The sequence below is a fragment of the Rathayibacter sp. VKM Ac-2804 genome (assembly GCF_009866655.1).
GTDB lineage: Bacteria > Actinomycetota > Actinomycetes > Actinomycetales > Microbacteriaceae > Rathayibacter.
On the sequence record NZ_CP047420.1, the window covers coordinates 1442398 to 1459954 of the forward strand.

Below are 17557 nucleotides of genomic sequence, written 5' to 3' on the forward strand. Positions count from 1 at the left end.
TCGACGGATGGCACAGACCCCGCCCCGCGCATCCGACCCGGCCGCGGAGTCCGGCGGAGCACTCGGGACCGAGATCGAGCTCGACATTAGCAACGTGGCCCACGGCGGCGTCTTCGTCGCCCGGCACGAGGGCCGCGTCGTCTTCGTCCCGGACGTCCTCCCCGGCGAGCGGGTCCGCGTGCGGATCAGCGAGGTCCGCCACGACAGCTTCTGGCGGGGCGAGGCGCTCGAGGTCCTCCAGGCCTCGCCGCACCGCGTCGAGCACGTCTGGGCGCAGGCCGGCATCGACCGGCGGCCCGAGGAGCGCGTCGGCGGCGCCGAGTTCGGTCACGCCGCGCTCGCCTACCAGCGCGAGCTCAAGCGCGACGTGCTCGTCGACTCCTTCTCCCGCTTCGCCCGCCGCGAGGTCGACGTCGTCGTCGCGCCGGTCGCGGGCGACGACGAGTCCGGCGGCCTCGGCTGGCGCACGCGCAACCGCCTGCACGTGGACGACTCCGGCCGCGTCGGGCCGTACGCCGCGCGCAGTCACCACGTCGTCGACGTGGAGGGACTGCCGCTCGCGACCGCCGCCTCCTCGGCCGCGGCCCCGCTCGACCAGCGGCTGGCCCCGGGTTCCGTCGTCGACCTCGTCGACGCCGCCGGCTCGGACGGCGCGGCCGTGCTCGTGCACGACCCGTCCGACAAGCGCGCGAAGAGGGACCGCACGGTCGTCTCCGAGTTCGTCGCCGACCGCACCTTCCGCGTCGACCGCTCCGGCTTCTGGCAGGTGCACCGCGGAGCCGCCGCGACGCTGTTCGACGCGGTCCAGACCGCCGTCGACCCGTCGCTCGCCGACGTCCGCGCCGCGAACCACGACCTCTACGGCGGAGTGGGGCTGCTCGCCGCCGCGCTGGCCGACCACCTCGGCGCCGGCGTCCGCGTCACCAGCGTCGAGAGCGACTCCCGCGCGACCGAGCACGCCCTGGAGAACCTCGCCGACCAGGTCGGTGCCCGCGCGGTCACCGCCCGGGTCGACCGCTACCTCCGCGACGCGCTCGCCCAGGCCGACGCCCGCGAGCGCGAGCGCTGGCGGGCCGCGACGGTCGTCCTCGACCCGCCCCGCGCGGGAGCGGGCCGCTCGGTCACCGACGCCCTCGTCGAGCTGGCACCTGCGCAGCTGGTCTACGTCGCCTGCGATCCGGTCGCGCTCGCCCGCGACGTCGGCGCCCTCACCGCGGGCGGCTACGAGCTCGAGCGGCTCGACGGCTTCGACCTCTTCCCGCACACCTCGCACGTGGAGGCCGTCGCCCGGCTCGTGCGCCGAGACACCTGAGCGCGGCGTCGCCAGCATGAGCCCGAGGGAGACCACCGATGACCGCTGAGTCCGCAGCCGCGCCGAAAGTCCGGGTCGCCATCGTCGACGACCACGAGTCCGTCCGACTCGGCGTCGCCGCCGCGATCGAGGCCGCGGGGATGCAGGTGGTCGCCGCGGCCGAGACGGTGCGCGCGCTCGAGCAGGTCCTCGACGGCACCGAGATCGAGGTGCTCGTGCTCGACCTCTCCCTGAACGACGGCTCGAGCATCACCGCGAACGTCAAGTGGGGCCAGGTGCACGGCTCCGCCGTCCTGGTCCACAGCATCGCCGACCGCGTCGTGGCCGTGCGCGAGGCGCTCGCCGCCGGAGCGGCCGGCGTCATCCCCAAGTCCTCGCCGATGTCGACCGTGATCGCCGCCATCCGCACCGTCGCCCGCGGCGAGGTGCTGAACAATCTGGAGTGGGCCTCGGCGATCGACGCCGACGACGACTTCGCCCGGGCGGTGCTCGGCCGGCGCGAGCGCGACGTCCTGCACCTCTACGCCTCCGGTCTGCCGCTCAAGCTGGTCGCCGACCGCCTGCAGATCTCGGTCTCGACGGCCAAGGAGTACCTCGACCGGATCCGCGACAAGTACGTCGAGATCGGGCGGCCGGCGCCGACGAAGGTCGACCTGCTGCGGCGCGCCGTCGAGGACGGCATCCTCCCGGGCATCGATCCGGACGACGGCGATGCCGGCCGCTGAGATCGTCCCGGCCCGCGCCCCCGCGAACCGCGAGCGCATCGACCGGATCATCAGCACGGTCGTCTCCTTCTTCGGCTTCGGCTTCGCACTGCAGACCGTCCCGCCGATCCTCGGCCAGCTGCCGGTCCTGCGGCCCGAGGTCGCGTGGCCCGTGCTGGCCGTCGTCTTCGGAGCACTCGGGGCCTCGGTGGTCACGGCGGTGCTCCGCCGCGGCACGCAGGTCAGCGGGGCCGTCGTGGCCGCGTCGCTCCTGCTCGCGCTGCTCACCTGGCCGCTGACGATCCGCACCGGCGCCGCCCCCGAGGAGACGCCGTGGATCTGGTACCTGCTGACCATCGGCACGGCCTTCTGCACGATCGTCGCGCCGCTGCGGCTCGCCATCGCCTACGCCGCTGTCACCACCCTCCTGTTCGGCGTCCTCCGCGTGCTGCCCTCGGGCGGCGGCGCCTCGCCGACCCGCGCGGCCCTCGACGCCGTCTACGTGGGCATCGTCGGCTTCGTGATGCTGGTGCTGATCACCGTGCTCCGGCAGTCGGCGGACCGGGTGGACCGCGCGCAGCGCACGGCGATGGAGCAGTACGAGGGGGCGATGCGCCAGCACGCCGGCGAGGTCGAGCGCGTCGAGGTGGACGCCCTCGTGCACGACAACGTCCTGGCGACCCTGCTGGCCGCGGCGACGGCCGAGTCCGGCGCCGAGCGCGCGCTGGTGTCCTCGATGGCGCGGAAGACGCTCTCGGTGCTGCTCCCGGACGAGGAGTCCGACCTCGACGCGGGCGAGGTGCCGCTGGAGCTGCTCGAGCGCCAGCTGTCGCACGCGGCCTCGACGTTCGTCGCGGACTTCGAGGTGGTCGTCGACGAGGCGGCGGATCCGCGGACCACCACGATGCCGCGGCCGGTCGCCGAAGCGGTCCTCGGCGCGGTCTGGCAGGCCCTGACCAACAGCGTCCAGCACGCCGGGCCGAGCGACGCCGTCCGCCGGTCCGTCCACGGTCGCCTCTCCGCCTGCTCCGTCGAGGTGGTCGTCGAGGACGACGGCCGCGGCTTCCTCCTCGCCGACGTCCCGCGCGAGCGGCTCGGCATCCGGCTCTCGATCCTCGACCGCGTGCACCAGGTCCAGGGCTCGGCGCAGGTCCACACGGTCCCGGGCGAGGGCACCCGGGTCGTCGTCGTCTGGCCGGCCCCGCGGGGCGCCTCGTGATCACCTACCCGCGACCGCTCCTCTACGCCCTGGGCGGCGGATTCTCGCTCTACCACGTCGTCCTCGCCTTCTTCTCCTACCGCCTCGCGCCCGCGACGCCCGCCGATCTGCTCGCCGTCGGCCTCTACGTCGTCGCCACCGTGATCGCGCTCCTGCCGGGCACGGCCGCGCGGATGAACGCGGTGACCGCCTGGGCGATGGCGGGAGTGGCGGTGGCACTGCCGCTGCTCGTCTCGCCGTCGCTGGACCCCGGCGCCTCCAACGGCTACTCCACCTGGTACATCGCGGCCGTCGGCACGCTGATGACGATCGTCTGCGCGTGCCGGCGTCCGCTGGCGGCGTGGACAGGGATGGCGTTCCTGATCGTGCACACCAGCGTCTGGGCGGGCCCGGTCGCCCTCGCCACCCTCGGCGTCGTCGGCGGCATCGCCTGGGTCGGCATCGCGCAGCTCCTGATCATCGAGCTCGGCCGCGCCGGCTCCGAGGCGCGCGTGCTCGAGGCCGCCGAGCGGGCCGCCGCGTCCTGGCGGGCGGCGGAGGAGGCGCATCTCTCGGAGCGCGAGGTCCGGCTCGAGCAGACCCGTGCCATCGCCTCCGAGATGCTGCTGCGGATCGCCACGAGCCCGGTCGGCCTCAGCGACGAGGAGCGCCGCGAGTGCGCCCTGCTGGAGGCGTCGGTCCGCGACGAGATCCGGGGCAGGCGGCTGCTCGACGACGACGTCCGTCGGATCGTGCTCGAGGCGCGCCGCCGCGGCGTGACCGTGTCGGTGCTGGACGACGGCGGCCTCGACCGGACCACGGAGGCGGAGAGCCGCCGGGTCCTGGGCGAGCTCGCCCACGCGCTCAGCGGCATCGGCGAGGGAGTCGACCGGGTCGTCGTCCGCACCGCCTCGCCCGACTCGCCGTCCGCGGTGACGGTCGTGGGGCTGCGGACCGCCGGCGACGGCAGCGCGGGCGCCCTCGGCTCGGACGACGCGGGCGACGAGGTGGACGCCTGGGTCGAGATCCGCCGCGACGAGCAGCGCGTCCTCGAGGACTGAGCGTCCCCGGCCGAGTGGTGTGCGGGCGACCGCGAGCCGGACCGGTCGGACACGTCCGATCGTCCGGTGACACCGGACCTGGCACACACAGCAGATCGACCGGTTAAAAGAGTGCGGCGGGCTGTCCACTCCTCCGAAGAGGGGGCCCAGCCCGCCGTCAAACCCCGAGTGAGGGTGACAACCCGAATGTCACCCTCACTCGCCCCCAAAACACCCGCCTGCTTACCCTGGTCGGCGAGTGATTGGCGATGCCCCCTCCGAGGAGTGAACACCTAACACGGATAATCATGCCCAGGACCGGGAGTGGCAGGTAGTCGGCACTTTAGGGGACTAATCGGGGGACAAAATCCGCGTTCCGGTGGATCGTTCCCGGTGCGGCCCGCCCGGAGGGGTGGAAGCGCTCTCAGCCGGAGAACGAGCGCCAGGCCCCGGGCGCCGGCTGCAGGGGCGCACGGACGGCCGCGGCGCGGTCGCTCCAGCCGCCGCTGGGCATCACCGGCACCTCGGCGACGGGATGCGACTGCGCGGCGAGGGCGGTCACGACCGCGGTCACCGCGGCGATCTCGCGCGCGTCGAGTCCCGGGGTGCCGATGACGACGGCGGGCGAGGTGACGACGGAGGGGGCGGAGTCGGCTGCGCTCATCCCGCGACGGTACCGCATGCCGTTCACGGTCCCGCGCCCGAGCCGGTGACTATGCTGACGCCGGACGCCGCCGGAGCGACGCCCGTCCCGTCCCGAACAGGAGTGTTCCCGCATGCCGTCGTGGTCCCTCAAGCGCGGCCGCGCCTCCGTCCACCGCGTCGCCGCGGTGGTGCGCTCCTCTCCCGCGGCCTTCGCGACGACACTGGTCATCCTGCTCGCGAGCGCGGTCGCCGGCACCCTCGCCGGCCCGGCGAGCGGGGAGACCGGCTCGTGGTGGGCGGCGAGCGCCGGCACGATCCTCGGCGGCCGCCCCTGGGCCGCGGTCACCGGTCTGCTGATCGCGTCGGGACCGCCCGCGCTCCTGCTCGTCCTGCTCCTGCTGCTGCCGCTGCTGATCGCCGCCGAGCACCGGCTGGGCGCGCGCCGGCTGGTCGTCGCCTTCCTGCTCACCGGGGCGATCGGCACGGCCCTGGGCGCCGCCCTGCAGAGCATCGGCGCGTCGGTGGGCGAGTGGTGGGCGGGTGACACGGTGGGCGACCTCACCTTCGACCCGCTGATCGGCGGCGTCGGCGCACTCCTGGCCGCGACGGCCTTCATGGGCGGTCTCTGGCGCCGCCGGCTCCGGGTCACCGTGTTCGCGGTGGTGCTGATGTTCGTCCTCTACGCGGGCGACTCCGCGGACGTCTACCGCCTCCTCGCGGGCGCGGCGGGCCTCGCGATCGGCGCGGTGATGGCGCACGGGGTGAGCGGCCTGCGCCCGCGGCGTCCTGCGCCGAGCTCGCACCGGGAGTCGCGCGCCCTGCTCGCCTCGGTGGTCGCGGTGACCGCCCTCGGTCCGCTCGTCGCCGTGCTCTCGGACTCGGGCTACGGGCCGTTCTCCTTCCTCGGGCGGCTGCTGCAGAGCGCCTTCACCGGAGGCGGGGATCTCGACGATCCCTGCGGTGCGACGGTGCGGCACTGCGCGCACCACGTGCGGCTCAACCTGATCTCGCCCGGACCGATCCTGCTCACCTTCGTCCCGATGATCCTGCTCCTCGTCGCGGCCTCCGGGCTGCGCTCCGGGCGCCGCCTCGGCCTGCTGCTCGCGATCGGCGTGAACGCCGCCATCGCGATCCTCGACGTGGTGCTGCTGCAGCGCGCGGCACGGCACCCGGACTTCCAGTACTACGCCGAGTACCTGCTCTGGGTCGCCACCACGGTGATCGTGCCGGTCGGGGTGATCGTCCTCCTGGCGGTCAGCAGCCGGCACTTCACGATCCGGGCGCCGCGGGCGTCGGCGCGCCGCTGGTCGCTGGTGGTGGCGATCGGCTTCGTCGTCTCGCTCGGCGGCTACCTCGCGCTCTCCGCCTCGACGCGGACCAGCTTCGAGCCGGTGCTCGGGATCGGCCGGCTCCTGCTCGACGGGCTGCTGCGCTTCGTGCCGTCGAGCTTCCTCGGCGGTCACGGCCTGCTGGCGGTGCCGCGCGAGCCGCTCGCCAGGATCGGCTTCGAGTGGGTCGGGCCGGTCTTCTGGCTCCTGGTCGTCGTCGCGGTGATCTCGCTCCTGCGGGCGACCGACGTGCAGGGCGTGCGCGGCGACGAGGCCGTGTACCGCCGCCTGCTGGTGCGCCACGGCGCCGGCAGCCTCGGCCACCAGGGCACCTGGCAGGGCAACGAGCACTGGATCGCCCCCGACGGCGAGGGCGGCGTCGCCTACCGCGTCGTCGGCGGCGTCGCCATCACGCTCTCCGACCCGGCCTGCGCGCCCGAGCGGCGCGAGGAGGTCGTGGCGGGGTTCGTCGCGTTCTGCGACGAGCGCAGCTGGACGCCGGTGTTCTACAGCGTCCACGACGAGCTGCTGCCGGTCTTCGACGGCCTCGGCTGGTCGCGGATCTCGGTGGGCGAGGAGACGATCATCGAGCTCGGCGGCTTCGAGCTGACCGGGAAGCGCTGGCAGAAGGTGCGCTATCCGCTCACCCGCGCGATCAAGCTCGGCATCGAGCCGGTCTGGACGACCTGGCCGGAGCTGTCGCTCGGCATGGCCAGCCAGATCGTCGACCTGTCCGAGAAGTGGGTGTCCGAGAAGGCGCTGCCCGAGATGGGGTTCACGCTGGGCGGCATCGACGAGGCGCGCGACCCCGACGTCGCGCTGCTGCTGGCCGTCGGTCCGGACGGCGTGCTGCAGGGGGTGACCAGCTGGCTGCCCGTGCACCGCGACGGCCGGATCATCGGCTGGACGCTCGACTTCATGCGCCGCTCCGACGAGGCGATGCCCGGGATCATGGAGTTCCTGATCGCCTCCGCCGCTCTGCGCGCGCAGGAGCAGGGCGCGGAGTTCGTCTCGCTGTCAGGCGCACCGCTCGCGACGGCGCCGGTGCCGGAGGGGGAGCAGCCGCCCGAGCCGACCGCGCTCTCGGGCCTGCTCGAGTTCCTGGCGCGGACGCTGGAGCCGGCCTACGGCTTCACCTCGCTGTTCCGCTTCAAGGCCAAGTTCCACCCGCGCTACGAGGGGCTCTGGATGGCGTACCCGGACGCGCTGCAGCTGCCGCGGATCGGCGCGGCGATCGGGCGCGCCTACCTGCCGGACGTGTCCCCGCGCGAGGCGCTCGCCTTCGCGCGGGCACTGGGCGCCCGGCCGGAGGAGAAGGCGCCGCCCGCCGGGAAGCCGGCGGTGCAGGAGAAGCCGGCGCCGAGCGAGCCGACGGCGCCGGCGCACGAGAAGGCGCCGACGGCTCGCTGAGCGCGGCTCAGAGCGGGATGTTGCCGTGCTTCTTGGCCGGCAGGTTCGCGCGCTTGGTCCGCAGCGCGCGCAGGGCCTTGATCACCGACACGCGGGTCGCCGACGGCTCGATGACCCCGTCCAGCTCGCCGCGCTCGGCGGCCAGGAACGGGCTCGCCACGTTGTAGGTGTACTCGTTCGCCAGCCGGGTGCGGACGGCGGCGACGTCCTCGCCCGCCTCCTCGGCCTTGCGGATCTCGTTGCGGTAGAGGATGTTGACCGCGCCCTGGCCGCCCATCACCGCGATCTCGGCCGTCGGCCAGGCGAGGTTGATGTCGGCGCCGAGCTGCTTGGAGCCCATCACGATGTAGGCGCCGCCGTAGGCCTTGCGCAGGATGACGGTGACCAGCGGCACGGTCGCCTCCGCGTAGGCGTAGAGCAGCTTCGCGCCGCGGCGGATGACGCCCGTCCACTCCTGGTCGGTGCCGGGCAGGTAGCCGGGGACGTCGACCAGGGTGAGGATCGGCAGCGAGAACGCGTCGCAGAAGCGGACGAAGCGCGAGGCCTTCTCACCGGCCTCGATGTTCAGGGTGCCCGCCATCGCGCTGGGCTGGTTGGCGATGATGCCGACCGAGCGGCCCTCGACCCGGCCGAAGCCGATGACGATGTTGGGCGCGAACAGCGGCTGCACCTCGAGGAAGTCGCCCTCGTCGACGATGTGCTCGATCACGGCGCGCATGTCGTACGGCTGGTTCGGGCTGTCGGGGATGACGGTGTCGAGGAAGCGGTCGGAGTCCGTGGTCTCCAGGTCGACCTCGTTGTCGAACACCGGTGCCGGCGAGAGGTTGTTGTCCGGCAGGAAGGAGAGCAGGGTGCGGGCGTAGTCGAGCGCGTCGTTCTCGTCGCTGGCGAGGTAGTGCGAGACGCCGGAGATCTTGTTGTGGGTGAGCGCGCCGCCGAGCTCCTCCATGCCGACGTCCTCGCCGGTGACGGTCTTGATCACGTCGGGGCCGGTGACGAACATCTGGCTGGTCTTGTCGACCATGATCACGAAGTCGGTGAGGGCGGGGGAGTAGACCGCGCCGCCGGCCGCCGGGCCGCAGATGATCGAGATCTGCGGGATGACGCCGCTGGCCGCGGTGTTGCGGCGGAAGATCTCGCCGTACTTGCCCAGGGCGACGACGCCCTCCTGGATCCGCGCTCCGCCGGAGTCGAGGATGCCGATGATCGGGACGCCGGTCTTCAGCGCCAGGTCCATCACCTTGATGATCTTCTCGCCGGCGACCTCGCCGAGCGAGCCGCCGAAGATCGTGAAGTCCTGCGAGTAGACGGCGACCTGGCGGCCGTGGATGGTGCCGGTGCCGGTCACGACGGCGTCGCCGTAGGGGCGCTTCTTCTCCATGCCGAAGGCGTGGGTGCGGTGGCGCACGAACTCGTCGAGCTCGACGAACGAGCCGGGGTCGAGCAGCGTGTCGATCCGCTCGCGGGCGGTCATCTTGCCCTTGGCGTGCTGCTTCTCGATCGCGGCCTCGCCGCTGGCGGTGACCGCCTCGTGGTAGCGGGCCTTCAGGTCCGCGATCTTCCCCGCGGTCGTGAAGAGATCGGGCGCGGGACGTTCGATGTTCGCGGTCACCCGCCCACCCTATCGGCGCGGATGGACCCCTCCGTTGTCGCACCCGCACAGGGAGCGGGCGCTGCGGTGGGAGGGTCCGCACAAGCCGCGGCGCTCGCGTGCCGCCCCGGGTCTTCTCGCGGGGCCCGCCGGTAGCGTGGCCCCATGCAGCTCCCGCTCTCCCTCTCCGTGTCGCCGCAGGTCCTCTGGCTCGAGAGCGCCGGCTCGACGAACGACGAGCTCCGCGAGCGGGCGACGGCCGAGCCCGCGGCCTGGCCGCACCTCTCCGTCGTGGCGACCGACGACCAGCGCGCGGGCCGGGGACGCCTCGGGCGCGTCTGGCAGGCGCCGGCCGGCCGGACGCTCGCCGCCTCGACGCTCGTGGCCGCGGCGGCTCTGCCCGCCGGCGCGGTGGGCTGGCTGCCCCTGCTCGCCGGTGCGGCCCTGGCCCGGTCGCTCGCCCCGCTGGTGGACGGCTCCGTCGAGGTCAAGTGGCCCAACGACGTGCTGATCGAGGGGTGCAAGACGGCGGGGATCCTCGCCGAGCGCCTCCCGGACGGCCGCGTGATCGTGGGCGCCGGGATCAACCTCCTGCTCGCAGAGGAGGAGCTGCCCGTGCCGACCGCGACCTCCCTCGCCCTCGCCGGCGCGTCGACGACGGGCGCCGACGCCGTGCTCGCCGGCTTCCTCACCGAGTTCTCGGCGCTGCTCGCGCCGCTCCTCGCTCTCGGCGACGCCGAGTCCTCCGGGACCGCCGCCGTGGTGCGTGCGCACTGCGGCACGCTGGGCCGCACGGTCCGGGTCGAGCTGCCGGACGGCTCCGTGGCGGAGGGCACCGCGGTCGCGCTCGACGCCGGCGGCTCGCTCGTGCTCGAGCAGGACGGCGCCCGGCGCTCGTTCTCGGCGGGCGACGTCACCCACCTCCGCCAGTGAGGGCCGGGGCCCGGGACCGGCTCGCGGACGGGGACCGGGAGCTCGCCCGGCTCACGCCGCGCGCTCGACGCGCCGTCGCCCCGGTCGCCGGGTTCCTGCTGCTCACCTGGGCGGGCTTCTACTTCGCGGCCCAGTTCGAGCTGGAGCTGCAGCGCTGGATCATCGCCCTCGGCACCGCGGTGCTCGTGCACCTGCTCTGCGTCCCCGGCGTCGCGGGCTGGGCGAGCATCCGCTACCGGATCACGCAGCGCGGGCTGCACGCCCGCCGCGGCGTCCTGTCGGTGCGCCACGCCGACCTCGACTTCGACCGGCGGATGGCCGTCAGCGTCTCGCGGAGCCTCGGCCAGCGCATCGCCCGCTGCGGCGACGTGCGGATCACCCTGGACGGCGCCGAGTCGTTCGTGCTGCGCGACGTCGAGGACCCGGAGCTCGTCGCCGAGCTGCTGCAGGACGCGATCGCGTCGGCTCCGCTGCCGGAGTGGCCCGCGCCCGATCCGCTCTGAGCACGTCGTCACGGCTCTGAGCGCCCCCGGCGCGCCACCCGAGCGCCCCGCCCGCGCCACCCGAGCCCCGCCGCGGCGGCGCCCCTCGCTACCATGGAGCCGCCCCGCGCCCGCGGGCGGAACCAGGAGGAGCGCCATGCGCGTCGGTGTGATCGGAGGCGGCCAGCTCGCCCGGATGATGATCCCCGCGGCGGTCGAGCTCGGTCTCGAGATCGCCGTGCTCGCCGAGACCGAGGGCGCCCCGGCGGGCCTCGCCGCGACGCGCGTCGGCGACTACCGCGACGAGGAGACGGTGCTCGGGTTCGCCCGCACCGTCGACGTCGTCACCTTCGACCACGAGCACGTGCCCCAGGCGATCCTGCGCCGGCTCGTCGCCGAGGGCGTGGCGGTGCACCCGGGTCCGGACGCGCTCCTCTACGCGCAGGACAAGCTGATGATGCGGCAGCGCCTCACCGAGCTCGGCGTCCCCGTCCCCGACTGGGCCGCGGTCTCCTCCTCCGCCGAGCTGGCCGCGTTCCTCGACGAGCACGGCGGCCGCGGTGTGGTCAAGACCGCGCGCGGCGGCTACGACGGCAAGGGGGTCCGCGTCGTCAGCGGCGCGCACGAGGCCGACGACTGGTTCGCGGCGCTCGCCGAGGACGGCCGCGGCGGCGCGCTGCTCGTCGAGGAGCTGGTCGGCTTCCGCCGCGAGCTGGCGCAGCTCGTGGCGCGGCGGCCCTCCGGCGAGAGCATCCTGTGGCCGGTGGTCGAGTCGATCCAGCGCGACGGGGTCTGCGCCGAGGTGCTCGCACCGGCGCCCGCGTCGGCGGGCCGCCTGGCCGCCGCCGCCGCCGACATCGCCGAGACCATCGCCGAGAGCCTGGGCGTGACCGGCGTGCTGGCCGTCGAGCTGTTCGAGACGACGGACGACCGGCTGCTCGTCAACGAGCTGGCGATGCGCCCGCACAACAGCGGCCACTGGACGATGGACGGCTCCACCACCTCGCAGTTCGAGCAGCACCTGCGCGCGGTGCTCGACCTGCCGCTCGGCGCCACCGGCTGCCGCGATCCGTGGACCGTGATGGTGAACGTGCTGGGCGGCCCCGTGGGGGAGTCGCTGACCGACCGCTACCCGCTCGTGCTCGCCGCGCACCCCGCGGTGAAGGTGCACAACTACGGCAAGGAGCCGCGGCCGGGGCGCAAGGTCGGGCACGTGAACGCGACCGGCGACGACCTCGAGCTCGTGGTCTACGAGGCGCGTGCCGCGGCGGCCGTTCTCACGGACTGAGACGTACCATGGTGGCCGTGACCCGCCCCACGCCCTCCGCCACCCCCGCCGGTACCGCCCCGTGAGCGCCGACGCGCTCGTCAACGGACCGTCTCCGCTCGTCGGTGTCGTCATGGGCTCGGACTCCGACTGGACGGTCATGCAGGCCGCGTCGACGACCCTCTCGGAGTTCGGAGTGGCCCACGAGGTGCGCGTCGTCTCGGCGCACCGCACCCCGCAGGCGATGATCGACTACGGTCGCGGGGCCCGCGCGCGCGGTCTGCGCGTCGTGATCGCCGGTGCCGGCGGCGCGGCCCACCTGCCCGGGATGCTGGCCGCGGTCACCTCCCTCCCCGTCGTCGGCGTGCCGGTGCCGCTCGCGCGCCTCGACGGCCTCGACTCCCTGCTCTCGATCGTGCAGATGCCGGCCGGTGTCCCCGTCGCGACCGTCTCGATCGGCGGCGCCCGCAACGCGGGGCTGCTCGCGGTGAAGATGCTCGCGATCGGCGACGACGCGCTGTCCGAGCGCCTCGACGCGTTCGCGGCCGATCTCGAGGCGCAGGTCGCCGCCAAGAACGAGGCCCTGGTGGCCGGCCTGTGACGACGATGACCCTGCCGCTGCGGCACCCCGACGTCCGCTCGAGCACGGTGATGACCCGCCGCGCCTGGTGGCTCCTCATCGGCAACCTGCTCGTGCCCGGCTCCGCGCAGGTGCTCGCGGGCAACCGCCGTCTCGGCCGCCTCGGTCTCGGCTTCACCCTCGGGCTGTGGACGGCGCTGCTCGTCGGCGTGATCCTGTACTTCGTCTTCCCGACCGGGCTGTACACGCTCGCGACCTTCGACCTCTCGATGCTCGCCCTGCAGGCGGCACTGGTGGTCTACGGCGTGGTCTGGCTCGTGCTCACCCTGGACACGCTCCGGCTGATCCGCCTGGTGCGGGCGCGGCCGAGGATGCGGGCGGTGCTCGCCTTCGCGACCATCGCCCTGATGGCGGTCTCGGTCGGCTCCACCGCCTACGGCACGTACCTCATCGGGATCACCCGCGGCACGCTGTCGTCGATCTTCGGCGGCGGGGCGATGGAGCAGCCGATCGACGGCCGCTACAACATCATGCTGCTGGGCGGCGACGCGGGCGAGGACCGCGACGGCCTGCGCCCCGACAGCATCTCGGTCGTGAGCATCGACGCCTCCACCGGCGCGGCCACCACCATCGGCGTCTCGCGGGAGTTCGTGAACATCCCGTTCCCCGAGGACAGCCCGATGCACGAGCTGTACCCGGACGGGTACACGACCGACAACTGCGCCGTCGACGTCTGCAAGCTCAACTCGATCTACACCGAGGTCGAGCTGAAGCACCCGGAGCTCTACCCGGACGCGGTCGCCGAGGGCAGCGAGCCCGGCATCGAGGCGACCCGCGACGCGGTGGAGGGGATGCTCGGCGTGCCCATCCAGTACTACGCGCTGATCGACATGGAGGGCTTCGCCCAGCTGATCGACTCGCTCGGCGGCATCGACGTCGACTACCAGGGCACCGAGCCGCTGCCGCTCGGCGGGCTCCCCGGCGCGGACGGCACGATGCAGGGCGTCAACCAGTGGATCGATCCCGGGCCCTGGCACTTCAACGGCGAGCAGGCGCTCGCCTATGCCCGCTCTCGCTACACGACGAGCGACTACGACCGGATGGCGCGCCAGCGCCAGGTGCAGACCGCGCTGCTCGAGCAGTTCGAGCCGGCGAACGTCCTCTCGAAGTTCCAGGACGTGGCGGCGGCCGGCTCGCAGGTGATCAAGACCGACGTCCCGCAGGGCATGCTCGGCTACTTCGTGCAGCTGGGGCTGAAGACGAAGGCCCAGCCGGTCGGCGTCGTCGAGCTCGTCCCGCCCGCGGTCGACGTGGACCGCGACCCGGACTACGACGTCGTCCGCTCCCTCGTGCAGCAGGGCCTGTTCCCCGACGCCGCGGCGCAGTAGCGGGCAGTCCCTGCTGATCGAGTGGCCCGCGCAGCGGCCGTATCGAGATCCACCGGCATCAGGAGACGGGTCTGCGGACCCCCCCCCGCGGCTCAGAGGTCGGCGTGCAGCGCCCAGACGCGCTCGGCGGAGTCGCGCCAGCTGAAGGCGCGGGAGCGGTCGCGGCCGGCGACGGAGAGGCGCTCGCGGAGCCCGGTGTCGGAGAGGACGCTGCTCATCGCGAGCGCGAGCCGCTCCGGGTAGTGCTTCGCGTCGCCGCGCTCGACGGCGACGCCGGCGTCGGCCGCGACCTCGAGCAGCGCCGGGTCGTCCGAGTGCACGACCGGCACGCCGAAGTGCATGGCCTCGAGCACCGGGAGGCCGAAGCCCTCGGCGATGCTCGGGTAGACGAACAGCGTCGCTCGGCTGAGCACGAGCGCGAGGTCGGAGTCGCTGAGGACGCCGAGCGCGCGGACCCGCTCCTCGCCGAGGCCCTGCTCGTCCGCGACGGAGGCGATGTCGAGCTCGCCCCAGCCGGTCGGCCCGACGATCAGGAGCGGGATCTCCGGGGCGGACGCCTCGCCGAAGGCGGCGATCAGCGAGACCAGGCCCTTGCGGGGCTCCAGCGTGCCGACGCTGAGGACGTACTCGGCGGGCAGCCCCAGGGCCTCCGCCCGCTCGTCCGCGTCGTCGGGCAGGACGAGTCCCGAGCCGACGGCCCCGCCGATCACGCGGATCCGGTCGCCGAAGTCGAGCACCTGCGAGAGCTGCTGCGCGACCGCGTGCGTCGGGACGACGACCGCATCGGCGAACTTCTGCGCGCGCTTCGCCATCGCCCGGTGCCACTTGGCGCCGTGCGGGGTGAGGGTCTCGGGGTGCGTCCACGGCACCGTGTCGTGGATCGTGACGGCGATCTGCTCGCCCTCGCGGCCCTCGTGGTTGCGCAGCGGAGCGAACAGGCTGGGGGCGTGCATCATGCCGCCGCCGGAGGGGATGCCGATGCCGTACTGCCAGGCGCGGGAGAGCTCGCGGCGGCCCAGGTGCAGGCGGTGCAGGCGCGCGAGGCCGGGCAGCCGCTGCCGCAGCTCCTCCTCCTTCTCGGGCGGGTGCGCCGAGAGGACGGCCTCGACCTCGCAGTCGCGCGGGGCGGTGCGGATCAGCTCGCGGGTGAGCTCCTCGGTGTAGCGGCCGATGCCGCCCGGGACGCGGGCGAGCATCTGGTCGACGACCACCCGGAGCGTGGTCGTCACGGCGTGACCGCCTCGAGCGGAGCGGCGGCCAGCGCGTCCTCCCAGGAGCGCATCGGCGCGAGGCCGGCCGCGGCCCAGGCGTCGTGGCCGAGCACGGAGTAGGCGGGCCGCGGCGCCGGGCGGACGAAGCTGCCGCTGTCGGTCGGCCGGATGCGCTCGGGATCGAGGCCGGCTTTCTCGAACACCGCGCGGGCGAAGCCGAACCAGGTCGTCTCGCCGGCGTTCGTGCCGTGGTAGACCCCGGCCGGAGCTGCGGCGTCCACGAGCTCGACCAGGCGGGCGGCGAGATCGCCGGTCCAGGTCGGCTGGCCGCGCTGGTCGTCGACGACGGTGAGGGTGGGGTGCGACCCGGCGAGGCGGACCATCGTCTTGGCGAAGTTGCCGCCGTGCGCGCCGTAGAGCCAGGCGGTGCGGACGACGTAGCCCCGTCCGGGGTTCGCGGCCAGGACGAGCTCCTCACCCTCCGCCTTGGTCCGGCCGTAGGCCGAGATCGGCCGGCGGGGGTGCGACTCGGCGTAGGGGCTCGTCGCCGAGCCGTCGAAGACGTAGTCGGTGGAGACCTGGACGATCGCGGCGCCGATCTCGGCGGTGGCGATCGCGAGGTTCTGCGCGCCGAGAGCGTTGACGCGGCGCGCCTCCTCCTCGTCGCTCTCCGCGTCGTCGACGCGGGTGTAGGCGGCGCAGTTGAGCACCGCGTCGTGGCCGGCGACGGCCGCGCGGACGGCGTCGAGATCGGTCACGTCGAGGTCGCCGCGGCCGAGCGCCGTGACGGCTCGATCGCCGAGGGAGGAGCGGAGGTCGGTGCCGAGCATGCCGGAGGCGCCCGTGAGGAGGAAGGTCACCCGCTCATCATGCCGGAGGCCCCCGGCGCGCGGCCCCCGGCGCACCGGCGGCGACGGCGGGCCGCCGCACGCTCAGTACACTCGTGACCGTGCAGATCAGAGAGCTCGAGATCCCCGACGCCTACGAGGTCACGCCGCGGCAGTTCCCCGACGACCGGGGGGTGTTCTACGAGTTCTACCGCTTCGACCGCCTCGCGGAGACGGTCGGGCACCCGCTGTCGCTGCAGCAGGGCAACACCTCGGTCTCCAAGCGCGGCACCGTCCGCGGCATCCACTTCGCGCAGATCCCGCCGTCGCAGGCGAAGTACGTCTCCTGCTTCTCCGGTGCGGTGCTCGACTACATCATCGACGTCCGGGTCGGCTCGCCGACCTTCGGCCGGTGGGACTCGGTGCTGCTCGACGGCGTCGACCGCCGCTCGGTCTACATCGGCGAGGGCCTCGCCCACGCCTTCGTCGCGCTGACGGAGGGGGCGGTCGTCTCCTACCTCGTCTCCTCGACCTACGACCCCATCCGCGAGAAGGGCATCGACCCGCTCGACGAGCAGATCGGCCTCCGCTTCCCGGCCGAGGCGGGCGAGCCGCTGCTGTCGCCGAAGGACACGGACGCGCCGACCCTCGCCGAGGCCGAGGCGCAGGGGATCCTGCCCACCTGGGCCGAGGCGAAGGCGCTCTACGCCCAGCTGGACGGAGCGCACTCGTGAAGGGCATCATCCTGGCCGGCGGCTCCGGCTCGCGGCTCTGGCCGATCACCAAGGGCATCTCGAAGCAGCTGATGCCGATCTACGACAAGCCGATGGTCTACTACCCGCTGTCGACGCTGATGATGGCCGGGATCGACGAGGTCCTGATCATCACGACCCCCGAGTACAACGACCAGTTCCGCGCGCTGCTCGGCGACGGCTCGAGCCTGGGGATGACCCTCTCCTACGCGGTGCAGGAGTCGCCCGACGGGCTGGCGCAGGCGTTCCTGATCGGCGAGGAGTTCATCGGCGACGACTCCGTCGCGCTGGTGCTCGGCGACAACATCTTCCACGGCACGGCGCTGGGCACGGCCCTCGCGTCGAACACCGCCATCGAGGGTGCGGTGATCTTCGCCTACCAGGTGGCGGATCCCCGCGCCTACGGCGTCGTCGAGTTCGACGACGCGTTCCACGCGCTCTCGATCGAGGAGAAGCCGGCGAAGCCCAAGAGCAACTACGCGGTGCCGGGGCTCTACTTCTACGACAACTCCGTCGTCGGCATCGCGAAGACGATCGAGCCCTCCGCCCGCGGTGAGCTCGAGATCTCGACCGTGAACGAGCGCTACCTCGAGGCGGGGACGCTGAACGTGCAGGTGCTGGACCGCGGCACCGCCTGGCTCGACACCGGGACGTTCGACTCGATGATCGAGGCGACCGAGTTCGTCCGCGTGATCGAGCAGCGCCAGGGCTTCAAGATCGGCTGCATCGAGGAGATCGCCTGGCGCAACGGCTGGATCGACGACGCGGCGCTGGCGGAGCTCGCCGCCCCGCTCGTCAAGAGCGGCTACGGCGCCTACCTGCAGCGCCTGCTCGAGCTCGGTCGCTGACGCGGCGGGTCTCGAGACGCCGCTCCGCGGCTACTCGACCA

Annotated in this window: 16 protein-coding genes; 12 read left to right on the plus strand and 4 right to left on the minus strand. The window is 73.5% G+C overall.

Translation table 11 applies throughout. The annotated features are described in order from the left end of the window. Positions 1–7: 7 nt before the first annotated feature. The 4 genes from GTU73_RS06795 to GTU73_RS06810 are packed head-to-tail and all read left to right on the plus strand — an operon-like array spanning position 8 to position 4275. Positions 8–1312: a TRAM domain-containing protein gene (locus GTU73_RS06795; RefSeq protein WP_160088055.1), complete on the plus strand. Its 1305-nt coding sequence runs from the start codon at positions 8–10 to the stop codon at positions 1310–1312. 38 nt (positions 1313–1350) lie between these two features. Continuing rightward, positions 1351–2037: a response regulator transcription factor gene (locus tag GTU73_RS06800; protein WP_160088057.1), complete on the plus strand. Its 687-nt coding sequence runs from the start codon at positions 1351–1353 to the stop codon at positions 2035–2037. Continuing rightward, positions 2024–3235 (plus strand): ATP-binding protein, encoded by a 1212-nt coding sequence (locus GTU73_RS06805; protein ID WP_160088059.1) that lies wholly within the window; start codon positions 2024–2026, stop codon positions 3233–3235. The genes GTU73_RS06800 and GTU73_RS06805 overlap by 14 nt, the downstream gene beginning before the upstream one ends. Continuing rightward, complete coding sequence (locus tag GTU73_RS06810; protein WP_160088061.1) at positions 3232–4275, plus strand: hypothetical protein; 1044 nt, start codon at positions 3232–3234, stop codon at positions 4273–4275. The genes GTU73_RS06805 and GTU73_RS06810 overlap by 4 nt, the downstream gene beginning before the upstream one ends. A 403-nt stretch (positions 4276–4678) precedes the next feature. Here GTU73_RS06810 and GTU73_RS06815 read toward each other — a convergent pair whose 3' ends face one another. Then, positions 4679–4918, minus strand: a complete 240-nt coding sequence (locus GTU73_RS06815) for an acyl-CoA carboxylase subunit epsilon (RefSeq protein WP_160088063.1) — start codon at positions 4916–4918, stop codon at positions 4679–4681. A 112-nt stretch (positions 4919–5030) separates the two neighbouring features. On the opposite strand from GTU73_RS06815, the gene GTU73_RS06820 reads away from it, so the two are divergent. Next, positions 5031–7637: a DUF2156 domain-containing protein gene (locus GTU73_RS06820; protein WP_160088065.1), complete on the plus strand. Its 2607-nt coding sequence runs from the start codon at positions 5031–5033 to the stop codon at positions 7635–7637. A 7-nt stretch (positions 7638–7644) separates the two neighbouring features. Here the strand turns inward: GTU73_RS06820 and GTU73_RS06825 are convergent, their stop codons facing one another. Further along, positions 7645–9249: an acyl-CoA carboxylase subunit beta gene (locus GTU73_RS06825; RefSeq protein WP_243582397.1), complete on the minus strand. Its 1605-nt coding sequence runs from the start codon at positions 9247–9249 to the stop codon at positions 7645–7647. Positions 9250–9393: 144 nt separating this feature from the next. On the opposite strand from GTU73_RS06825, the gene GTU73_RS06830 reads away from it, so the two are divergent. From GTU73_RS06830 to GTU73_RS06850, 5 genes are all read left to right on the plus strand, one after another. Further along, a complete protein-coding gene (locus GTU73_RS06830) occupies positions 9394–10161 on the plus strand; it encodes a biotin--[acetyl-CoA-carboxylase] ligase (protein ID WP_160088067.1) in 768 nt (255 codons plus the stop codon). Beyond that, positions 10158–10664: a PH domain-containing protein gene (locus tag GTU73_RS06835; protein WP_160088069.1), complete on the plus strand. Its 507-nt coding sequence runs from the start codon at positions 10158–10160 to the stop codon at positions 10662–10664. Before GTU73_RS06830 ends, GTU73_RS06835 begins: the two co-directional genes overlap by 4 nt. A 136-nt stretch (positions 10665–10800) precedes the next feature. Beyond that, a complete protein-coding gene (locus GTU73_RS06840; protein ID WP_160088071.1) occupies positions 10801–11931 on the plus strand; it encodes a 5-(carboxyamino)imidazole ribonucleotide synthase in 1131 nt (376 codons plus the stop codon). Between the two features lie 112 nt (positions 11932–12043). Next, the gene (purE, locus tag GTU73_RS06845; protein ID WP_160091252.1) at positions 12044–12511 is read left to right on the plus strand and encodes a 5-(carboxyamino)imidazole ribonucleotide mutase; all 468 of its coding nucleotides are present in this window, start codon (positions 12044–12046) and stop codon (positions 12509–12511) included. A gap of 5 nt (positions 12512–12516) precedes the next feature. Beyond that, on the plus strand, positions 12517–13878 hold the full coding sequence (locus GTU73_RS06850; protein WP_244231904.1) for an LCP family protein: 1362 nt from the start codon (positions 12517–12519) through the stop codon (positions 13876–13878). Between the two features lie 92 nt (positions 13879–13970). Here the strand turns inward: GTU73_RS06850 and GTU73_RS06855 are convergent, their stop codons facing one another. Both GTU73_RS06855 and rfbD read right to left on the minus strand, forming a co-directional pair. Next, the gene (locus GTU73_RS06855; RefSeq protein ID WP_244231796.1) at positions 13971–15107 is read right to left on the minus strand and encodes a glycosyltransferase family 1 protein; all 1137 of its coding nucleotides are present in this window, start codon (positions 15105–15107) and stop codon (positions 13971–13973) included. Next, positions 15104–15949: a dTDP-4-dehydrorhamnose reductase gene (gene rfbD, locus GTU73_RS06860; protein ID WP_160088073.1), complete on the minus strand. Its 846-nt coding sequence runs from the start codon at positions 15947–15949 to the stop codon at positions 15104–15106. The genes GTU73_RS06855 and rfbD overlap by 4 nt, the downstream gene beginning before the upstream one ends. A gap of 89 nt (positions 15950–16038) precedes the next feature. On the opposite strand from rfbD, the gene rfbC reads away from it, so the two are divergent. Together rfbC and rfbA are read left to right on the plus strand one after the other, a co-directional pair. Continuing rightward, positions 16039–16650, plus strand: coding sequence for a dTDP-4-dehydrorhamnose 3,5-epimerase (gene rfbC, locus GTU73_RS06865; RefSeq protein ID WP_160088075.1), 612 nt, complete (start codon positions 16039–16041; stop codon positions 16648–16650). After that, a complete protein-coding gene (rfbA, locus tag GTU73_RS06870) occupies positions 16647–17516 on the plus strand; it encodes a glucose-1-phosphate thymidylyltransferase RfbA (protein ID WP_160088077.1) in 870 nt (289 codons plus the stop codon). Before rfbC ends, rfbA begins: the two co-directional genes overlap by 4 nt. Positions 17517–17557 lie beyond the last annotated feature (41 nt).